Origin of the sequence: Peribacillus sp. NPDC058075, assembly GCF_042885195.1 — a bacterium.
Lineage (GTDB): Bacteria > Bacillota > Bacilli > Bacillales > DSM-1321 > Peribacillus.
Window position 1 is genome coordinate 53,955 of the sequence record NZ_JBHVSL010000008.1, and the last position, 22,220, is coordinate 76,174.

General features: G+C 41.5%; 14 protein-coding genes and 2 riboswitches. Of the genes, 13 read left to right on the forward strand and 1 reads right to left on the reverse strand.

All coding sequences use genetic code 11. The annotated features are described in order from the left end of the window. The first annotated feature begins 315 nt into the window (after positions 1-315). From ACFVS1_RS25500 to ptsG, 13 genes are all read left to right on the forward strand, one after another. Positions 316-606: a WXG100 family type VII secretion target gene (locus tag ACFVS1_RS25500; protein WP_034306171.1), complete on the forward strand. Its 291-nt coding sequence runs from the start codon at positions 316-318 to the stop codon at positions 604-606. A 95-nt stretch (positions 607-701) separates the two neighbouring features. After that, a complete protein-coding gene (gene yukD / locus ACFVS1_RS25505; protein ID WP_053537134.1) occupies positions 702-941 on the forward strand; it encodes an ESX secretion system protein YukD in 240 nt (79 codons plus the stop codon). 71 nt (positions 942-1,012) lie between these two features. Further along, positions 1,013-2,362: a type VII secretion protein EssB gene (essB, locus tag ACFVS1_RS25510; RefSeq protein ID WP_387551875.1), complete on the forward strand. Its 1,350-nt coding sequence runs from the start codon at positions 1,013-1,015 to the stop codon at positions 2,360-2,362. A gap of 30 nt (positions 2,363-2,392) precedes the next feature. Further along, positions 2,393-6,874, forward strand: coding sequence for a type VII secretion protein EssC (essC, locus tag ACFVS1_RS25515; protein WP_387551878.1), 4,482 nt, complete (start codon positions 2,393-2,395; stop codon positions 6,872-6,874). After that, positions 6,867-9,794 (forward strand): type VII secretion protein EsaA, encoded by a 2,928-nt coding sequence (gene esaA, locus ACFVS1_RS25520; RefSeq protein ID WP_387551881.1) that lies wholly within the window; start codon positions 6,867-6,869, stop codon positions 9,792-9,794. The genes essC and esaA overlap by 8 nt, the downstream gene beginning before the upstream one ends. Continuing rightward, positions 9,781-10,263, forward strand: coding sequence for a type VII secretion protein EssA (gene essA / locus ACFVS1_RS25525; RefSeq protein WP_387551884.1), 483 nt, complete (start codon positions 9,781-9,783; stop codon positions 10,261-10,263). Before esaA ends, essA begins: the two co-directional genes overlap by 14 nt. Before the next feature lie 346 nt (positions 10,264-10,609). Next, complete coding sequence (locus ACFVS1_RS25530) at positions 10,610-11,566, forward strand: AAA family ATPase (protein WP_387551886.1); 957 nt, start codon at positions 10,610-10,612, stop codon at positions 11,564-11,566. 32 nt (positions 11,567-11,598) lie between these two features. Next, the gene (locus tag ACFVS1_RS25535) at positions 11,599-12,759 is read left to right on the forward strand and encodes a DUF58 domain-containing protein (protein WP_387551889.1); all 1,161 of its coding nucleotides are present in this window, start codon (positions 11,599-11,601) and stop codon (positions 12,757-12,759) included. Then, complete coding sequence (locus tag ACFVS1_RS25540) at positions 12,756-14,960, forward strand: DUF4129 domain-containing transglutaminase family protein (protein WP_387551891.1); 2,205 nt, start codon at positions 12,756-12,758, stop codon at positions 14,958-14,960. Before ACFVS1_RS25535 ends, ACFVS1_RS25540 begins: the two co-directional genes overlap by 4 nt. Positions 14,961-14,996: 36 nt before the next feature. Beyond that, a riboswitch (purine riboswitch) is annotated at positions 14,997-15,098 on the forward strand. Positions 15,099-15,240: 142 nt separating this feature from the next. Then, entirely contained in the window at positions 15,241-16,797 is a 1,557-nt protein-coding gene (guaA, locus tag ACFVS1_RS25545; RefSeq protein WP_352926696.1) for a glutamine-hydrolyzing GMP synthase, read from the forward strand. Positions 16,798-17,023: 226 nt separating this feature from the next. Then, positions 17,024-17,125: riboswitch (purine riboswitch) on the forward strand. Positions 17,126-17,225: 100 nt separating this feature from the next. After that, positions 17,226-18,557, forward strand: coding sequence for an NCS2 family permease (locus tag ACFVS1_RS25550; RefSeq protein WP_352926677.1), 1,332 nt, complete (start codon positions 17,226-17,228; stop codon positions 18,555-18,557). Between the two features lie 152 nt (positions 18,558-18,709). Continuing rightward, positions 18,710-19,552 (forward strand): glucose PTS transporter transcription antiterminator GlcT, encoded by an 843-nt coding sequence (glcT, locus tag ACFVS1_RS25555; protein WP_101225652.1) that lies wholly within the window; start codon positions 18,710-18,712, stop codon positions 19,550-19,552. A gap of 215 nt (positions 19,553-19,767) precedes the next feature. Beyond that, positions 19,768-21,837, forward strand: a complete 2,070-nt coding sequence (gene ptsG / locus ACFVS1_RS25560) for a glucose-specific PTS transporter subunit IIBC (protein ID WP_387551896.1) — start codon at positions 19,768-19,770, stop codon at positions 21,835-21,837. Positions 21,838-21,991: 154 nt separating this feature from the next. On the opposite strand, the gene ACFVS1_RS25565 is transcribed toward ptsG, so the two are convergent. Continuing rightward, a partial coding sequence (locus ACFVS1_RS25565) for a hypothetical protein (RefSeq protein ID WP_387551899.1) occupies positions 21,992-22,220 on the reverse strand: 229 nt, incomplete at its 5' end.

Genomic DNA, 22,220 nt, shown 5'->3' on the forward strand with positions numbered 1-22,220 from the left:
TTTAATCAAACGTTTGATTAAAAAGAAAGTCTAAAGTCACTATATTATGATGAGAACCATATTATTGGATTATGGCTCGAAAATAATGGGTATAAGGAAGTTTTTTTTACCACAAAAAAGTAAAATGATTAAAAATATTAAAAAAATGGGTTTTAAAATATGGAAAAACAGGTACATAGACTTTCGTAATGCCATATTTAGGTTTTTTGCATAATCATAATTTACCATTTTTCGACTTTGTGGTTATTTATATGGCAGAAAATGTATGGTTCTATTAAAATGTACTATATAAGATAAAAGGAGGAGTTTTTTTCTATGTCACAAATTCGTGTAACACCTTCAGAACTGAAAGATGTAGCCAGACAATATGATAATGAGAGCCAACAAGTAACGGATATGATTGGTCGTTTAGATAGAATGAGAGATCATTTAACTGGTATTTGGGAAGGTTCTTCCAGTGAGGCTTTTGTAGGCCAGTACGAAGAATTAAAGCCTTCATTCATGGATATGGCTCGCTTGTTGAATGAAGTTTCTCAACAATTGAATAAATCAGCTCAAATCCTTGAAGACACAGATAATCAGATTGCTAGTCAAATTCGCGGATAATCATTAGGTCAATGAGATAAAGAAATTTCTAGGAAAAAGCGCCGCGACTCTTTATGAAGATCGTGGTGCTTTTTTGCTTTAAAGAGGTGGTTTCCATATATATTCAACTAACGATCGATTTAAACAGGTATACAGGGGAAGTATTTGATTTGCAAGTGTCAAATTACCGCTCCATCAAAAAGGTTGTGGAAATCATATGGCAAGTAAAGGATATTGCCAGTGCACCTAAAGAAGGCTATTGGGTGCGGGTCCAGAATAAAGAGTTCGTATGTTCAGGTTATGAAACCCTGCTTGATAGCGGAATTACGACGGGGGACCGCCTAGAGATCCTCTAATGGGTCAAGTGTGGACTCTTTATAGGAAAAAAGTCTAAAGCCCTTTAGCAGGGGTAAAGGAGTTACATAAAATGGATGAGAAAAAATCCTCATATCTGGAGAAAAAAACAGAAGCTGCAATGATGAAGGCTGATAATGGGCATTTGTTCGTTTTCCAACGGGCAAAATTATCGATGCAAGACCCACTGGAATTACAGCTTATTCATGAAGCGGATGATGCTCTCCAGAAACATATAGAAGTGACAGAGGACGAGGTGCAGATCAGAGTAAATCCACCAGCCTCTTTTTTTGTTTTTTCCAAAGCTAAAGATAAAAATCCATTGAGTAGATGGTTATCGTCTTATCAAATCTTGAAGAAAATCAGGAATCATGAATTGAATCGCCTGCAACTTGTCGTCTGTCCGGAAAATATCGTTTTTGATTCAAGTTTGGCCCCATATTTCCTGCATTATGGCGTAAAAGACAGTTTGCCTCCTTATGAGCATAATCAAGATGAGCTATTTAAAGAAACGAAGGCAACGATTTCAGCGCTTGTGGATGGGCAGTATACATTCGAAGAGTATCTGCTTTACCATAAAACCCTGAAACTATCGAGTGAATCACAAAGCATATTGGCAGCGGGGACTTGGGATGAACTTTCCACGGTCATTCAAAATCGGATAGAAGATTTGGAGAAGGAAGAAAAATCATTTGTGCATATCCCTGAAAAGAAATGGAAAACGGGCCGTTATACACTTTGGGGTACGGTGATCGTTCTAGTGCCGTTGCTATTGTTTACGATTTACACACTATTCTTCTCCCAACCTAAGCAGGATGCATATGTAGATAGCGGTGAAAGCTTTTTAAAACAAAAATACAGTGAAGTCATTGACCGGTTGGAGAACTACGATCCGAAAAAAATGCCTTATGTCGTTCAATATGAACTGGCGAAGTCCTACGTTGCTTATGAACCGTTGGATGGTGTCAGAAAGAAGAATGTAGAAAATGCAATCACTTTGCAGACCGATAGCCAGTATCTCTTATATTGGATTTATATAGGCAGGGGCATGAGTGAAGACGCGATCGATTTGGCGAGAATCATGGAGGATCGTGAATTGATTATGTATGGACTCGTAAATCTGAAAGAACAGATTAAGTTGGACGATAACCTTTCTGGGGAAGAAAAGGAAACGCAAATTAAAGAAGTCGATACGGAGCTATCCCAATATGAGAAGGAACTAAAGGAATTGAAAAAGCAATTGGAGGAACAGCAAGGTGAGAACCAGCCTTCAACAGAGTCGAATTTAGAGGATAAAGGCGAAACGGAAGCAAAGCCTGCTGTAAAAGAAGAAGCGGAAAACGAACCTGCTTCTGGTGAGAAAGAGGAAAGTAAGGATTCCTCCAATAAATCATCTGAAGAAAAAGAGAAAAGCAAAGAGTGAGCAATGGGCCTTTTGCGGAGGTGAGATTTAATGAGTTTATTATGGATTTATTCTAAGGGAAACTACCAGTCCTATACGATCAAGGATAATCATAACGGTCCAATTACGATTGGTCCATCAAAGCAGGATACGATCACCATATATTCCATTTCCTTTGAACATGGTCCTATCAAGCTGAATAAACCTGAAGGACTTGATGGATATGAGGTGTTTAGAGAGGACATGAAGCTTGGCGATGTAAGACCATTCCAGAGCTTCACCTTTCATGAAGGAGAAGAAAAGGTCGAGATTTTTTACTCGGCAGGAGAATTGGAAGAAAGCCTCTATTATATAGGCAACTTGAAAGAAATCACTTTATCGGCCAAGGCGGGAGCGACTATCCGTAAAGAAGGACCCGTTTCAGGCAATGGGGCTTCCTTTGTGCTTCATAAAGGGCAGTGGCTACTCATGCCAAAGGAAAATAGCGCGGTATTCCTGAATGGTGAAAAAGTAACCAAAGCTGTTCCCATTCAAAATGGTGATCTGATTTGCTGGCCGAATATGGTGCTGAGGTTGATTGAAGGTGACTTATTGATGATTCATAGTGCCGAGAGCTATGAAACATCTTTAGCTAAAATGAAGAAGCCAATCTCTGAAATGAAAAAAAACTATCCACAATTTCGCCGGACACCAAGGATGATCTACGAATTGCCGGACGAGAAAGTGACGATATCTTTTCCGAGCCAAGAATCGGAAGATAATAATAGAGGGTTATGGCTGATCCTTATGCCGCCTTTAATGATGCTAATCGTCATGGGGGTCATCACGGTCATTCAGCCTCGGGGGATTTTCATCATCATATCGATTGTGATGTTCACAACGACTTTAGTTACCTCGACGGTACAATACTTTAAAGACAAAAAGAAGCAAAAACTCAGAGAAGAAAAACGTCAACGTGTATATACAAGATATTTAGAGCAGAAGAGGGAAGAACTGCAAGAGCTGTCTGAAAAACAAAAGAATGTGCTGCTCTATCATTACCCTTCCTTTGAAAGGATGAAGCTGCTGACTGACAGTATTAACGACCGTATATGGGAGCGGACTTTGGAAAGTGAAGATGCTCTGCACTTTAAAATCGGAACGGCGACCATACCGTCAAGTTATCAGGTGTCGGTGAATAGCAGTGATATGTCCAATCGGGATATAGATGATTTACTTGAGCAGTCGCAGGAACTTGTGGATGTATACAAAAACCTGGATGATCTGCCGTTATCGATCGATTTATCAAGCGGGTCGATGGGCCTGGTCGGAAAGGAATCGATTGTTAAACGGGAGCTGCAGCAACTGATTGGGCAGCTGGCCTTTTTTCATAGTTATCATGATGTTCGCTTTGTGGCCATTTTTCCGGAAAAGGATTACCAGGAATGGGAATGGATGAAATGGCTCCCTCATTTTCAATTGCCGCATGCCTATGCAAAAGGCTTTATATATAATGAGCAGTCACGTGACCAGCTGCTGACCTCGATTTATCAGCTATTGAGGGAAAGAGATTTGGATGAGAACAAAGGGAAAGTGAGATTCAGTCCCCACTTTGTCTTTATTGTCACGGATCGTAATTTAATTGCAGAACATGTCATATTGGAATATTTAGAAGGTAAAACAGACGATTTAGGTATCTCGACGATTTTTGCAGCGGATGCAAAAGAGAGTTTGACGGAAAATGTCCATACGCTAGTGAAGTATATCAATGATGTGGAGGGTGAGATTCTCATCCAGCAAACGAAGGCTGTTCATACTCCGTTTACACTTGATGCGCATTCAAAAGAAGGGAATGAGCGTTTTGCACGTACGCTGCGTTCACTGGATCATCAAAAAGGCATGAACAATTCTATACCAGAAACGGTATCATTCCTGGAATTATTGAAAGCTCGTGAAGTGGAGGATCTGCCTATCAGCAAAAACTGGCGGACCAATCAGTCTTCCAAATCCTTGGCTGTTCCCATTGGATTGAAAGGGAAAACGGATAGGGTTGAATTGAATTTGCATGAAAAGGCGCATGGCCCCCATGGTTTGGTTGCTGGAACGACAGGATCGGGGAAAAGTGAATTACTGCAAACCTACATCCTTTCATTAGCCGTTCATTATCATCCACATGAAGTGGCCTTTTTGCTCATCGATTATAAAGGCGGGGGGATGGCACAGCCATTCAGGCAGATTCCGCATCTGCTGGGAGTCATTACGAATATTGAGGGCAGCAAGAACTTCAGTGCCAGGGCACTAGCCTCCATCAATAGCGAATTGAAGAAACGCCAGCGCATGTTTGATCGATACGAAGTCAATCATATCAACGATTACACGGATTTATACAAAGAAGGCAAAGCGGATGAACCGTTACCGCATTTATTTTTGATATCAGATGAGTTTGCGGAACTTAAAAACGAAGAACCCGATTTCATCCGCGAATTAGTGAGTACGGCGCGAATTGGACGGAGCTTGGGAGTTCATTTAATTCTTGCTACACAAAAGCCGGGCGGTGTTATTGATAACCAGATCTGGAGCAATGCCCGCTTTAAAATTTCCTTGAAAGTACAAGATGCCAATGATAGTAAGGAAATTCTAAAAAATAGCGATGCGGCAAATATTACTGTCACCGGACGGGGATATTTGCAGGTTGGAAATAACGAGGTTTATGAATTGTTCCAGTCTGCGTGGAGCGGTGCACCATATTTAGAGGATACGGTTGGATCTGAGGATGAAGTGGCCCTTGTCACAGACCTTGGACTTGTTCAAATCTCAAATGTAACGGAACAAACCACTAATAAGAGGAAAGAAAAGATTAGTGAAATTGAAGCCGTGGCGGACCGTATTGTGGCGACACAGGAAGAAATGGAGATTAGGAAGTTGGCAAGCCCGTGGCTGCCTCCTCTTTCAGATCGCTTATCGAGAAATACTGAAAGAAGCCTGACGAGGAATCAAATCCACCTGGGAATGAAGGATGAGCCAGAATTGCAGAGCCAGACACATTATGTCTATAACTGGATTGAAGATGGGAATGTTGGGGTTTTTGGTTCTTCCGGGTACGGCAAGTCAACCACCGTTTTGACACTTCTCTTTAGTTTTGCTGATCAATTCAGTCCTGAAGAATTGCATTATTATATTTTCGATTTCGGGAATAGCGCTTTACTGCCAATGCGCCAGCTGCCTCATACTGGGGAATACTTTAGGTTCGATGAGCTAAGGAAAATCGAAAAATTCATGTTATTCATGAAGGCGGAAATGGAAAGGCGCAAGCAGCTTTTTTCAGAAAAGGAGCTTAGTAACATAAAGCTTTATAATGCATTAGTGGAAGATAAATTGCCGATTATTTATATCGTGGTCGACAATTTTGACTTAGTGAAGGATGAGATGCAGGACCAGGAAGCGCAATTCGTTCAGTTTGCACGTGATGGACAATCACTTGGAATATTCATGATTTTAACGGCAACGAGAATCAATGCGATTCGCCAGCCGTTAATGAATAGTCTTAAGACGAAGGTCGTCCATTACTTAATGGACAGTTCGGAACAATATTCGGTTTTAGGAAGAACCCCTTATGAAAATGAACCTGTTCCGGGGAGGGCGTTAGTGAAGAAGGACCAAACCTATCTCACGCAGGTTTATCTTCCAGCCGATGGAGCGGATGATATAGCCGTTTTGGAAGAAATGAAACAGACGGTGGCAGATCATAAGGTTAAATATAAGGAAATGGCCAAACCGCCGGCGATTCGGATGTTACCGGCACGTCTTGATTCCAGCAGCTTCAAGAGTTACTGCTCACAAGCCATTAAGAAGGATTCCATTCCAATCGGACTTTCAGAGGAAAGCGTTACGCCTGTTTTGTTGGAGTTGAATACCAATCCATTCTTGCTTGTCGTAGGGCAGTCACGTAAAGGGAAAACCAATGTCCTTAAAGTGCTACTGGAATCATTGCTTAAACAGACAATTGGGGAAATCGGTTTGTTTGACGGAGTTGATCGTGGCCTATCTTCTTATGCCACAGAGGAGAAGGTGAGCTATGTGGAAACAAAAGATCAGATAACCGAATGGCTCGATCATATCACTGGAATATTTGAAGAACGTGAACGAAGTTATCTAGAGGCATTGGAAATGAAACCGATGAAGCAACTGGAATTCCCTAGGATCATGTTTATCATAGATAGCATTTCAAGGATTCAACAAACGATCGACGGCAGGATTCAGGATAGGATCAGCGGTTTGATGAAACAATACAGCCACCTTGGGTTTAGTCTGATTGTCGCTGGAAATGCCAACGACTTCACCAAAGGATATGATTCGTTGACAACTGAACTGAAACAAGTCAGACAGGCCGTTTTGCTTCTTAAAAAATCGGACCAAAGCTTGTATACCCTCTCTTATTCAAGAAAAGAAGAAGAAATACAGCCGGGTTACGGATACTTTGTGCTGAATGGCCAGGAGAGTAAAATCCAAATTCCACTAAGTGAAGAAAGAAGGAGAGTGCAAGAGCGTGTCTGAAAAAATAAAACCGATGCTGTTAATCGGTAAAATACTGGTGATCTTAGCGCTGCCAATCTTGTTTTTTTCTTATATTGGCCAAAATCCAATGAAAAAGACAGAAACGGCTTCTCGTGAAATCGCCATTGTTAATGAAGATAATGGCACTGAATTTAACAATAATCCCATTTATATGGGCTCAGAGCTTGTTACTACACTGGACAAGGATTCTGAATATGAGTGGTTTGTGGTAAATAGGAGTACGGCGGAAAGTGGACTTGCAAATGAAAAGTATGATGCAGTCATATATTTTCCATCCGATTTTTCAGAGAATATTTATACATTCGATGATGAACAGCCTATCAAGGCGGGGATAAAGTACAAGGTACAACCTAGTTTGAATGCAGAGAACATGGAAAAGGTACAAAAGGAATTAGAGAAGACAAAGAGCAAAATGAATAAGCATATTTCAACACAGTATTGGAGCTATGTTTCCCAATCAGTCGAGGATATCCGTAAGAAGTTCGATAATGTCCTTGCTAAAGAAATTGCTTTTCAAAACACGATGTATGAGTTTTATACTCCAAGCTCGGAAAGCCTTGCCGGCGAAATCAAGCAGCACAAGGACATGCTTGAAGGAGTCTTTGCCGAGACGAAGGATGCTGGCAAAACAAGTAATGAAACAATGGATGAAATAGGGAACACGAAGACTCAAATGGCTTCATTTGTGAAAGATGTAGTTTCGTTTGAGGAATATCAAAAAGCTCAAAGTATCCTTTTTGAGAAAACCTCTGCCCAAAATCAGCAGCTTGTCAACGAGAGTGTACAATCATATGACAAGGTGATGAATGAGGGGAACCAAACAATACCTGAGATTCAGCAAGGGATGAATACGAAATACAGTCTTAATGATCAAGGCATTAGTGAGAATGTTGGAATCATGCAGCAGAAGCTCGATTCCAGCAGTAATGAATTGGAACAATTTTCAACAAGCATGAAGGATGATCAAGTAGAACAAATTACAAAAATCACTCAAGATCAACAAAGCTCGATTGAACAATTGAAACAATCGGAAGAGGCGGGTCTTGATAACCTTCAGTCTACCTTGCTTGCGCAAAGAGGGAATCTTGCAAGCAGCTCTGGTGATGGGGAGGTTATTGGTGAAGGAACGAAGCCGATAAAAGATATTGAAACGGAAACGGGAAAAGGTGAATCGGATGCTGCACCTGAAAAGAAGGAGCCGATTGATGAACTGTCACTGCAGGTACTGCTGGATCAAATCACTGGGATTAACACGGCACTTGAAAGTTTGGTGCCAGCGGAAGGAAGTGAAGGAGCTGCTGAACAAATCAACATCCTAACAGCGGAACTCCAAGCGGAAATCAATAATCTCAGCGGAACGGTAAACGGAAGAACGGGAAATTATAATCAAGTGATCACGGAGTTTAATACACTGGTAGATTCATATAATGAACTGCTGGCGCAGTTTACGCAATTACAAGCTGATTATAATGAACTCGGCACGAATTATAAGGATTTAGGTGACCAATGGAAGAAGTCACAGGAAGATATTCAAAAATTACAGGACATCCAAAGCATGACAATCGACGAGGCCATTGCAGAAATCAAGACTCTCGAACAATCACTTCTAGAAAAGGTGGGGGGAGAAAGACGAGCGGTGCTGGTGAAGGCCTTTGAAAATCCTATCACGAATCGGGATTCAACTACCCTCCTTGCCTATTACGGTTCACTCTCATCTTATGGTGAAATGGCTGAAAGAGTCACGGAAGCAAATGTAGAAAAGGTATTTGCAGCCAATATAAAAGAATTGGAAAACTTGAAAAATGGGGTTTCCGGAAACGTAGATGAAGAAGCGAAACTCGTTAAAGCCAGTTTAGCAGGAGTCAATGAGAACTTCGGGATGTTCTCGAATTCCATTATGGGTTATATGAAAGAATATGATGCTAACGTTGAAACGGGGCAGAAAGCTACTTTAGCTGAATTAGCGGCAATTACCGGTAAAGGCCAAGAAGTGTCTGCCAATTTGTCAGATCATATGGAAGTTCCTGAAGTGGAGGCCGAACCGCCAGTTAACCTTGATGGAGAAATGTTTGTATCACTTCAAGACAATACGGCAACAACTGTCGGCTTCATTTCCGAGCTTGTCAATTCTGTAGCGGAACGGCAGGACACTGTCACGAAGGATACAGCAGACCTGCAAGCGAAAGTTGGGTCAGTACAGGAAAGGGCCGATCAGCTTAATGATAATTGGTCCCAAAATGTAGATTCGACCGTAAAAATAAAGACGGACGTCTATAGCGTCTTGAATAACACTCTAGTCGATGATCAGGAGAACGGGTATGTGTACGAATATTTAGCAAATCCCGTACAAATCAGCGGGGAAGTCCTGCATCAGGAAAAGGTTAATATCCCGCCGATCGTCATGTTGGTGATCATACTCATTTCTGGGTTATTGATCGGTTTCTTCCTGCATCATTATGAAACCATTCCAATGATGGTCCATGCGGCCTTGTTTGCCTTATTGAATCTGATCGTAGGTTTAATCATCAGCATGTATGGTTTGAAAATCTATCCACTGGGAGATATGCAGGAGATTAAATGGACCGTTTTCACCGTCCTGCTATTATTCTTCTGTTCAGCGTTTACCCGGCTTGCCTTCTCGATTGGGCCGTTTGTCGGTGCTATCCTGGTGATTGGTTTGATCAGTTTCTTTACCATCCCATTATTGGATTTAATCATGCCTAATTTCAATGTAGACCACCCGGTTGCAGATGTATATATGTCCATTCAGTTCGGAAATCAGTCGGCATTCAGTCCGGCTAGTATCATCTTGATTGTGCTGACGCTTATTGCAACGATCATTCCATATATAGTGAAGCGTCTTACAGAAAGAAGAGCAATGACCCATGAAGTGGAATAAATACGTAATGCCTGTCTTGATCATCCTGTTTTTTAGCCATGCACCTCTTGGCGGGGCGGAAGATGAACCCATGGTGGAGCCTAATGAATATCAAGTAAACGATATTGATATTCAAACGGAGTATTTCCATGAAGAAGGATTGCTGGAACAGAAGCGGAAACTGCCTGAAGAACAAAAGGACCTCACTTTTGAAAGAGGGAAATATGATGTCATTGACTCGGTGGAGGACTCATTGTTTCTGTCTCCGGTAACGGGGAATCAAAATAATACAATCGCTTCAAAAGCCGATCAGCTTGGATTATTCTCAGAGGTCGGAGTTCGAACGAGAAGCGAAGAAGAAACAGAGCCTTCCCTTAATTTTGACCTGACGATATTGCTTGGCATCGTTTTGGCACTTTTGGTCGTTTGTTTGTTTTTTATCCTTATCCCGAAAATGGGGAAGCTGAATGGAGAGGTTAAACGAAAATGAAAAAAGCCCGATTCCTGGCATAAGTCAGCAATCGGGCTTTTTTCTACATATCCACAACGGTTTTAATAAGCCCTAAAAGAAGGGCGGCAGCGAAGATCAAAATGAAGAATTTTTTATACATGATCAGTACCTCTTATATCTTATGATTGGATTGCATTCATTTTAGCACATACGTCATCATTGGTTCATATTCACTTAGCAACAGTTTAACATACCTTTTTAGTACAAATTCGTTTATGGTTTAGCGATTATCTAGTAAACTTACAATGTAAGGTTTAATTGGAGCTTAATGTAAAAAGTGTGATATAGAGAAGGTAAAGATAATGTGAATCCCGGGAGGTAGAGAATGATTTATAAGCAGGTTAATCAAAAACTGGAATTGGTTCTGGGGAATATCGAAAAGGTGATTATCGGAAAACGGGATATAGCGGAACTGAGCATCGTGGCACTCCTTTCCGGCGGACATGTCTTATTGGAGGATGTTCCGGGCGTCGGAAAGACAGTCATGGTAAGGGCACTGGCAAAATCAATAGGTGCAAGCTTTAAGCGAATTCAATTTACACCTGATTTACTTCCTTCTGATGTTACTGGTATTTCGATCTTCAATCCTAAGGAACAAGCATTCATTTTTAGGCCAGGTCCGATAATGGGACATATTATTTTAGCCGATGAAATTAACCGGACCTCGCCGAAAACCCAGTCTGCATTGCTTGAAGCAATGGAAGAGGCAAGTGTGACGATTGATGGTGTCACAAGAGGATTGGAGAAGCCGTTCTTCGTAATGGCGACGCAAAATCCGATCGAGTACGAGGGAACATATCCGCTTCCGGAGGCTCAATTGGATAGATTCCTATTAAAAATGAAAATGGGCTATCCCGGTGTGGAAGAAGAGATTGAGGTTCTTCATAGAGCTCAATACACGGCACCGCTTGAGGAGCTGGAATCCGTCATCACCTTGGATGAATTGATAGAATTACAGGGTGAGGTAAAAGCGGTGATAGTGGATGACACAATAAAACGATACATTGTTGAATTGGCGAATCAAACACGTTCGCATGAAGGGGTCTATTTAGGGGTGAGTCCGCGTGGATCGATAGCATTGATGAAAGCAGCCCAGGCTTACGCGTTGATCCAGGGCAGGGACTATGTCCTGCCGGACGATGTTCAATATTTAGTTCCATTCGTATTTTCCCACCGGCTTATTTTGAAACCTGAAGCGAATTATGATGGTTTCGATGCTGGAATGGTGATACATGAAATTGTCGCGACAACACAAGTGCCAGTGAAGCGGGCTGTGACCTAATGCGCAAATTCATCAACATTTTAAGAGGAAATATGAGTGTGATCGGACTTGTATTACTCATGACCGTTTCCTTTTGTTATGCAATGTTTCAAGGCGGTTTTGTCAGTTGGTTCATTTTTTATTCATTTTTGCCGTTTTCTGTGTACGCTTTGATTCTGCTAGTTTATCCGCTGCATGATTTTACCGTTGAGAGAAAGGTCAATAAAAGGGAATGCCAGGCCGGCGAATCTGTTGAGATAGCATTGACGTTTACCCGTAAAAACCGGCTGCCCCTATTATTCATGGTGGTAGAGGAGGAATTGCCTCAGAAGTTGGAAGATAGGGGATTCCAAAGGAAAATAATTATCTTTCCGGGATTCAAGCGTACCTTCAGCATGTCATATATCTTGGAAGACTTGCAGCGCGGAGAGCATTCGTTTCAATCGATCCGCTTTTGGATTGGTGATTTTTTCGGGCTAGTCGAAAAGGAAGCGATATATAGTTCACCTTTGAAAATAACTGTTTTTCCTCGTTATCATGAGCTTGCCTACAGTGATCTTGATCGAGTGTTCAATCAGGGTGCAGTGGTTTCAGCAAAGAAAACCCAACGGGAACATTCAGTTGTTTCCGGGGTAAGGGAATATCAGCCAGGCGATCAGTTGTCATGGATTAACTGGAAGGCGACGGCTAGAACGAGTGAAATCATGACGAAGGAATTCGAAGTCCAGAAAAACCGGGATGTATTCATCATGCTTGATGAAAAGCCGTCGGATTTATTCGAAGAATCCATTGAAATGGCTGCTTCCATTGCACACGCCCTGTTGAAGAAAGGCATGGAAATTGGGTATGTGAGCAGGGAATCGAGGTTAATCATACCGGCAGCAGCGGGCAATAACCAGAAACGAAAGATTTTTTACCGACTTGTTAAAGAAGAGCCGAGAGCGGCAAATGATTTGAACGAAAATGTCAGCAAGGGAATTCTTCCGGCAAATGCTGCTGTGATCTTCATCGTTTCAGACTTAACCTTAGAAAAGGTGGACACATTGAGTGCTTTACGGCCTAATCTGGGATTCATGTTATGTGTGAAGAAACAGGCGTATCTTACTGAGGAGGAGAAGTTGTCAAGCTCTGCAGCTGCTTCGAGGGGGATAAAGGTTAGATTTTTTGAACATGGACAACTAAAGTATGACAGATCAGAGGTGATGGCGAAATGAAAGTCACCACCGCAAAGTTGGAAAGCTTCATGCACGTCCTCATGTATGTATTTGGTCTATTGTTGATTACTGAATGGCTGAGGCCTGTCGATAAACTGACAGATACAGGTAATATCATCATTTTTATCGTATTTTTACTCTATTCCCTGCTACTGCATTATTTCCGCATACATTGGTCAATCCGGTTTATTCTCATTATTGCTTATATAATGTTTTCATTGCAGTTCCTCCATTCAAAAAGCGCCTTTTTTCAATTATCATGGCTGAAAGAAGGCTTCCTAGCGGATTTTACGGCCAATCTTGGTTTTATATATGATGGTAATTGGGAGATGATCACCAATCCATTTCGAACGTTTCTATTTTTTGTCCTATTGTGGCTTGTGACGTATTTGATCCATTACTGGGTGATGGTAAGGCAAAGCATTTTTTTCTTTTTTATGTTAACGGTGATTTTTATATCTGTACTTGACACATTCACCCCTTATGTGGGGGATAAGGCAATGATTAGAATCATCATCATCGGGTTCTTGATGTTAGGCCTGCTGTCCCTGGTGCGACTTACGATACAGGAGCGGATTAAGTTTTCGATGGCTTCCATCAATAAGTGGATCTTAATGCTGACCGGCATGATATTGATGAGTGTTCTTGTCGGTTTCGCTGCCCCAAAGCTCTCCCCGCAGTGGCCGGACCCGGTGCCTTATATTACCTCTTATTCTGATAAAGCGGGGAAAGAAGACGGTGGTTCGAAGCGTAAAAGTGTCGGATATGATGAAGACGATTCGGATCTTGGCGGATCGATAGAGCCGGATAGTTCCATCGTTTTTTATAATAATGCTACTGCAGGACATTACTGGAAAGTCGAGAACAAGGATATTTATACCGGTAAAGGATGGGTTTCCATACTGGAAACGGACTTTCACACTTTTTCCAACGGGCAGGACATGGCATCCTTAGATATTTATGACGTTCCTGAAGCGGTGAGGACAGAGGAGATGTCGGCAAAAGTGTCCATGACGGAATCATATTCCCATATCCTTCATCCGCAGTCCGGGTATGTAAAAAAGATTGAGGGCAAAAACGGGATGGATTTCAAATATTATGAGGGGATGGACAAAGTTATTTCTGAAAAGGATAATGGCGAACGACTATCCATGAAAGAGTATGAATTGGTCTATGATATGCCGAGTTTTGATATAGCTGAGTTAAGGAAGGTAACGGAACCTGACGAATCAATGGATTTATTAATGGAAAAGAACACGCAGCTTCCGGAGGGAATGCCAAACCGGATATATGAATTGGCATCCGGGCTTACAAGGAATGAAAAGAATTGGTACGATAAAGCTAAAGCCATTGAGGATTATTTTGACGGACCTGAATTCATTTATTCTAAGGACGATATTCCATATCCGGAGAGTAATCAAGATTATGTCGATCAATTTTTATTTGAGACACAGATAGGGTATTGCGATAATTTTTCAAGTGCAATGGTTGTTTTGCTAAGAGCCGCCAATATACCTGCAAGGTGGGTAAAGGGCTATACGGAAGGGGAAAAATCAATCCTTGATGGCGAATCCGTTTATAAGGTGACTAATAATAATGCACATTCCTGGGTCGAGGTTTATTTTTCAGGGATAGGCTGGGTTCCCTTCGAGCCGACAAAGGGTTTCAATGGGGAAGTTGAATTTTACGATTCGGAATTGAAACAGGAAACGATCAAGAACTCTGAAGAAACTCCAATTAATGAAGAGCAAACAAAGAAAGAGAACAGGGAACGCCAGGATACACCTGATAGGGAAACTCAATCATCCGTGAAAACGGGTATCGGGAACATGGCTGGGTTCTTAAAATGGACTGCCCTCTCACTGTCAGGTGCATTGATTTTCGCTTGTATTGGTTATTTCTTCAGAAGGAAGTGGATTCCTCATCTGCAGATTCTTCGTTATAGAAAGAAAACCGGTGCTCATTTCACGACAGCCTATTTAATTTTATTGAAACAATTAAAACGAGCCGGTTTAGTTCGTCCGGAGGGGCAAACCTTAAGGGAGTACGCCGCCTATGTGGATGCAGTGTACGATACGGATGAGATGACTGAATTGACGGCTGGCTACGAGTTAATGATATATCGTGGAGACGTGGAAGATGGCGAATGGAAACACTTTCAAAAGGGTTGGGAAAGCTTAATGAGAAAAACTAGCTCTTGACCAGGTTTTTATTATATTGATACAATAACAAAAACTAACTTAAACTAATATATCCTTCATATATCCTCGATAATATGGATCGAAAGTTTCTACCGAATCACCGTAAATGATTTGACTATGAAGGCGGATTTTAACAGGAAAGCTGAAAATCTGCCTTCGTCTATACTTTTTCTGTATTTTTGAAGGTGGATTTTTAGTTTTTCTTTTTTTATGATAATATTTTTTATAAGAAATTATCACTCGATTTTATGAGTGAATTACATTGATAGAGGTGACGTTTGTGCCGGGGAAAACAGAATTGCAAAAAAACCAGGAAATGATCGTAGTACTTGATTTTGGAAGCCAATATAATCAATTGATCACTCGTCGTATCCGCGAATTTGGTGTGTACAGTGAGCTTCATCCACATACAATTACTGTAGAAGAAATCGAGAAAATGAACCCGACGGGAATCATTTTCTCAGGGGGTCCGAATAGTGTCTATGACGCAAATGCATTTGGCTGTGATGAACGCATATTCGAAATGGGCCTTCCGATTTTCGGTATTTGTTATGGCATGCAGCTTATGACTAAACATTTTGGCGGTAAGGTGGAACCAGCGAAAAACCGTGAATACGGAAAAGCGACACTTGCCATCCAAAATGAGTCCAAGTTATTCAGTGACCTGCCGAAAGAACAGATCGTCTGGATGAGCCATGGTGATCTAGTGGTGGAAACGCCTGAAGGTTTCCAAATTGATGGGACGAACCCGTCTTGCCCAATTTCGGCTATGAGTGACGAGTCACGTAAATTATATGCCGTGCAATTCCATCCTGAAGTCCGTCATTCGGTATACGGTAATGACATTTTGAAAAATTTCGTATTTGGCGTTTGTGGCTGCAAAGGTGACTGGTCAATGGAGAACTTCATTGAAATAGAGATGGAGAAAATCCGCCAAACGGTCGGAGATAAAAAAGTGTTATGCGCATTGAGCGGCGGTGTGGATTCATCCGTTGTTGCTGTATTGATTCATAAAGCGATTGGCGATCAGCTGACATGTATTTTCGTTGATCATGGATTACTTCGTAAAGGGGAAGCCGAAGGTGTAATGAAAACATTCAGTGAAGGCTTCAATATGAACGTAATCAAGGTCGATGCAAAAGAACGTTTCCTATCGAAACTTGCTGGCGTTTCAGATCCGGAACAAAAACGGAAAATCATCGGTAACGAGTTCATCTATGTATTCGATGACGAAGCAACGAAGCTTGAAGGAATTGATTTCCTTGCACAGGGTACACTTTACACAGACATTATTGAAAGTGGTACGGCCACTGCACAAACAATAAAATCACATCACAACGTTGGCGGTCTGCCGGAAGATATGCAATTTAAATTAATCGAGCCTTTGAATACCCTGTTCAAGGATGAAGTGCGTGCACTTGGTAGTGAAATGGGCATTCCGGACGAAATTGTTTGGCGTCAACCATTCCCGGGTCCAGGTTTAGGTATTCGTGTACTAGGTGAAATTTCAGATGAAAAACTTGAAATCGTTCGTGAATCTGACCATATCTTACGTGAAGAAATTAAAAAGAATGGTTTGGAACGCGAAATTTGGCAGTACTTTACGGTGCTTCCTAACATTCGGAGCGTTGGGGTAATGGGCGACGCGCGTACGTATGATTATACAATCGGGATCCGTGCGGTTACATCCATTGACGGAATGACTTCCGATTGGGCGAGAATTCCTTGGGATGTACTTGAAATCATCTCAACGAGAATCGTTAATGAAGTAAACCATGTAAACCGCGTAGTTTATGACATTACGTCTAAGCCACCTGCAACAATCGAGTGGGAATAGAAGATTAAAATCATCCAATCAGTGAAGGAAATATCCTTCACTGATTTTTTTTGGTTAAAATAGTATTTGTATCTGTAGATTATTTACATTTCACGTATGTTGGCGAAGATATAGCCATAATAAGTAAGGGATATATAGTGAAAAGCGAACATTGCCTAAAATTACATAAAAAATATTCGTTTGGTATATTGACGATTATTTTAGTGACTGATACACTATACCTATAATAATAAAAAAACATAATTGTCGTATAATATTGGGGATATGGCCCAAAAGTTTCTACCAAGCTGCCGTGAACGGCTTGACTACGATGTGGAAGGATTGGCGTGGATAAACCGCCATTTCTTTACATGACCGCAGTCAAGCCCCGTTCGTTAGCGAATGGGGCATTTTCTGTTGGCACGATTTTATGATAGGGGAGACTCATAATGAAAAATTATTTTCGGTTTAACGAGCTAGGAACTAATTATCGCCGTGAAATACTTGGTGGACTGACTACGTTCCTTTCGATGGCATATATCCTGGTTGTTAACCCTGTGATGCTGACTTTACAAAGCATCGAGGACTATCCGGATGAATTGAGAATGGACTACGGAGCGGTTTTTGCAGCGACCGCCTTGGCAGCCGCAATCGGCTCGATATTGATGGGGCTAATAGCCAGGTATCCAATCTCGCTTGCACCAGGGATGGGATTGAATGCTTTCTTTGCTTTTACCGTTGTGCTTGGTTTTGGAATTCCTTGGCAGACGGCTTTGTCAGGGGTATTGATTTCAGGTATTATCTTCGTTTTGCTTTCCCTATCGGGAATACGTGAGAAAATCATTAATGCAATTCCAGTCGAGTTGAAATACGCAGTTGGTGCCGGTATCGGTTTATTCATTACTTTTGTAGGGTTTCAGAATGCTGGAATCATCACGAATAATGACAGCGTTCTTGTCGGACTGGGCGACCTGACATCAGGAAATACTCTATTGGCTGTGTTCGGAATTGTCGTAACCGTCATTTTGATGACGAGAGGCGTCAAAAGCGGTGTGTTCATAGGGATGGTCATTACAGCCATTGCCGGAATGATTTTTGGTCAAGTTCCGGTGCCGGAGAAAATAATTGGTGCCGTACCTAGCATAGCGCCTACATTCGGGGTTGCGTTCGATGCCTTCGGAAATCCCGGTGATCTCTTCACTGGTCAAATGTTAATCGTGATACTGACCTTCTTGTTCGTAGCATTCTTTGATACAGCCGGTACGTTGGTTGCTGTCGCGCAACAAGCTGGTTTGATGAAGGATAATGTTCTTCCTAGAGTGGGAAAAGGATTACTTGCTGATTCATTATCCATCGTTTCAGGTGCAATTCTTGGTACATCAACCACGACATCTTATGTTGAGTCTACATCGGGTGTTGCCGCTGGTGCACGAAGCGGTTTTGCGGCTGTAGTGACAGGATTGCTTTTTGTCCTATCCCTATTCTTCTTCCCGCTTCTATCTGTGGTGACATCTGCAGTGACTGCCCCGGCATTGGTTATAGTCGGAGTATTAATGGCATCATCACTTAAAAATATTGACTGGCAGAAGTTTGAAATTGCAGTTCCGGCCTTCTTTACGGTCATCATGATGCCTATGACATATTCGATTGCGACAGGTATAGCTTGCGGATTCATCTTCTATCCGATCACCATGTCTATGAAAGGGAGAGCTAAAGAGGTTCACCCAATCATGTGGGGTCTTGGAGTCGTTTTCCTACTATATTTCATTTTCTTGAAGTAATCATGCAATAAGTAAGGAGAGTCCTGATTTCGGGGCTCTTCTTTCATGTTGTAAGAGAAAGCTCATATCGTGTATAGTAAAAGGACTAAGTACTAAGTACTTTATCCTGTATGGGGCATAGGGATGACTTTGAGAAAAAAAGAGGGAGAAAAATGAATGGTTTTATCGTTGAAAAGGTTTTGAACAATAATGTGGTGATTGCCACGCATCCGTCGTATGGAGAAGTCGTTTCTATTGGAAAGGGCTTAGGCTTCAACCGAAAGAAAGGCGAAGAGTTAAGTCCGGAACTTGCGGAGAAAACGTTTGTCCTGAAAAATGTCAAAGAACAGGAAAGTTACAAAAAACTTTTGCCGCAGATCGATCAAAATCTTCAAGCTGCCATTATAGAATCCATTCATCTCATTAACGACCGAGTAACTGGAAAACTCAATGAACATATACATGTCGGTTTAACTGATCATTTATTGTTCGCCCTTCAGCGTGTTTCACAAGGAATGACTATCAAAAACCCATTCTTGAAAGAAACGATAACCCTTTATCCTTTTGAACATGATATTGCTGTTGATGTAGTAGAATTAATTCAAGATAAGACAGGCATAGGCCTGCCCCAAGGGGAAATCGGTTTTATTACGCTTCATATTCATAGCGCAATATCAAATAAAGACTTATCGGAAGTCAATCAGCATTCGCAGTTAATCTATCAGCTTATCCAAGTTGTTGAAGAGCAGCTCAACGTGCAAATTAATAAGGATAGCATAGACTATTCACGTTTGGTCCGTCATTTAAGATTCATGATAGACAGGGTGTTGGCTGGCGAAAAAGTAGAGGAACCCGAAAAAATAGCAATGCTATTGAAAGAAGAATATCCTTTGTGTTACAATATCTCTTGGAAGCTAATAAAGATTATGCAGCAGAAATTAGGCAGACCGGTTTGTGATGCGGAAGCTGTCTATCTAACGATGCATATCCAACGATTACAAAAGAAAATAAAATAAAATACATTAACTTACGTGTTACTGATTCGATCAGGCATAAGTGAGGAGAATGATTGTTATGAAAGAGGGTATTATATACCTGAATTTTCATTTCAATCCTATCTTTGCTTATGCCTTTTTTGTATTTGAATTCTGATGCGTGGGAAGATGAATACCATCGTTAAATGTAACCGTTTTATTAGCAGGAAAAAAACAGTAAAGAGGAGGAAAAACCTATGTTTAAGAAGTTGTTTGGAGTTTTGCAAAAAATCGGAAAAGCTTTGATGCTTCCTGTAGCCATTTTACCAGCGGCCGGTATTTTGCTTGCGTTCGGTAATGCGTTGCAAAACGAGACTTTGTTGGATATCGCCCCGTTTCTCGCGAGTGGCGGAGTGGAAATGGTCGCATCCGTAATGGAGAATGCCGGAAATATTATTTTCGGGAATCTTCCCTTGCTATTTGCTGTTGGGGTCGCAATTGGGTTAGCTGGCGGAGACGGTGTTGCCGGTTTGGCTGCGATTATCGGTTTCTTGATTATGAATGTAACGATGGGAACTGTTCTTGGCATTGACGCTGCCGACATTGCGAAAAATGGTGCAGTGTATAGTAATGTTCTGGGAATCCCGACGTTGGGAACTGGTGTGTTCGGCGGTATTATTGTCGGTGTCATGGCTGCTGTTATGTATAATAAGTTTTATGAAATTGAACTGCCTTCTTATTTAGGATTTTTTGCAGGTAAACGTTTTGTACCAATTGTAACAGCCGCAAGTGCAGTTATTCTTGGATTGCTGATGATCTTGGTTTGGCCAACGATTCAATCGGGGTTAAATTCATTTTCCGAAAATATGTTGGGTGCTAACCTGACTCTGGGAGCTTTCGTGTTTGGGGTTGTAGAACGTGCGCTGATTCCTTTTGGGTTGCATCATATCTTCTATTCGCCATTCTGGTTCGAATTTGGCAGCTATATCCCTCAAGGTGGGGGAACGCCAGTCAGAGGAGACCAAGCTATCTTCATGGCACAAATTAAAGATGGTGTACAGAATTTAACGGCAGGTACCTTCATGACTGGTAAATATCCATTTATGATGTTCGGGTTGCCAGCTGCGGCTTTGGCCATTTATCATGAAGCAAGACCGGAAAGAAAGAAAATAGTCGGGGGCTTGATGGCTTCTGCGGCACTTACATCTTTCTTGACGGGGATTACTGAGCCACTTGAATTTGCATTCTTATTTGTTGCACCGGTACTTTTCGGGATTCACTGTCTGTTCGCAGGTCTATCTTTCATGACCATGCATTTACTGGACGTGAAAATCGGGATGACGTTCTCGGGTGGTTTGATCGATTACGTACTGTTTGGTTTAATAAATCCGCAAACCAATGCATGGATCGTTATTCCGGTTGGTTTGGTCTTTGCGGTCATCTATTACTTCGGATTCCGATTTGCGATAAGGACGTTTAACCTTAAAACTCCTGGCCGTGAAGTGGAAGAGGATGAGGAAGAGGGCGGATCTGCAAGTACAGCTGGAAGTCTTCCTGGGGATATCTTGGATGCTATGGGCGGAAAAGAAAATATTTCTCACTTGGATGCTTGCATTACCCGACTTCGTGTATCAGTCAATGACATCGGTAACGTTGATAAAAATAGGCTGAAGAAACTTGGTGCCGCTGGAGTTCTGGAAGTGGGCAATAACATCCAGGCAATCTTCGGACCTCGTTCAGAAACGATCAAGGGGCAAATGAAAGATATCATTGATGGAAAAAGGCCTCGTAAAGTAGAAGCGTCTCCTGAAGTGGGTGTGGAAAAGCAAATCGAGGATGTCGTCCCGAAACCTTTACGGACGGATGAAGTTACCGAGCGCTTTGTTTCTCCTATTAAAGGGGAATTGAAACCGATCACAGAAGTGCCTGATGCAGTTTTTGCTGAAAAAATGATGGGTGATGGATTTGCCATTGTACCTGAGGAAGGATTGGTTGTTTCTCCTGTAGACGGTACGATCGTTAACCTATTCCCGACTAAACATGCAATAGGCATCGTTTCCGAAGCTGGTCGTGAAATCTTGATACATGTCGGGATTGATACAGTTAAGTTAGAAGGCAAAGGTTTCGAAGCACTAGTCTCTCAAGGAGATAAAGTGACAAGCGGACAGCCGTTGCTCAAAGTTGATATAGAGTATGTCAAAAACAATGCCAGCTCTATCATTACGCCAATCGTCTTTACTAACCTTTCCGAAGGTGAAAGTGTGAAGATCGAAAAGGCCGGAAATGTAGATAGAGAAGAAGCTGACGTAATTACCATTAATAAATAATCATTTCTAACAGGAGGGTGGCTTTAATCAGCTGCCCTCCTGTTTTTTATACTTCAATAGCAGGGTCCGGCTTCTGATAGAAAGAAAGTGGTGTATATATAGAAGAAGGTGGTTCATGAAAAAAATGAAGGAGATTTTAAAAGATTGCATTGACTTATCTAAATGCAAGTGCTAATATATTAAATACACCGCTTGAGACAAAAGAAAAACAAGAAAATGATAATTTATTGTTGACTTTATGTTTGGAGGGTGTTATATTAATAAAGTCGCTAAAAAGCGATGAATAATATTGCTCTTTGAAAACTGAACAAAACAAAGCGCCAACGTTAAATTTTAAGTGAGCACACACTATCAAAAAAGCAAATGAGCAAGTCAAACATTTC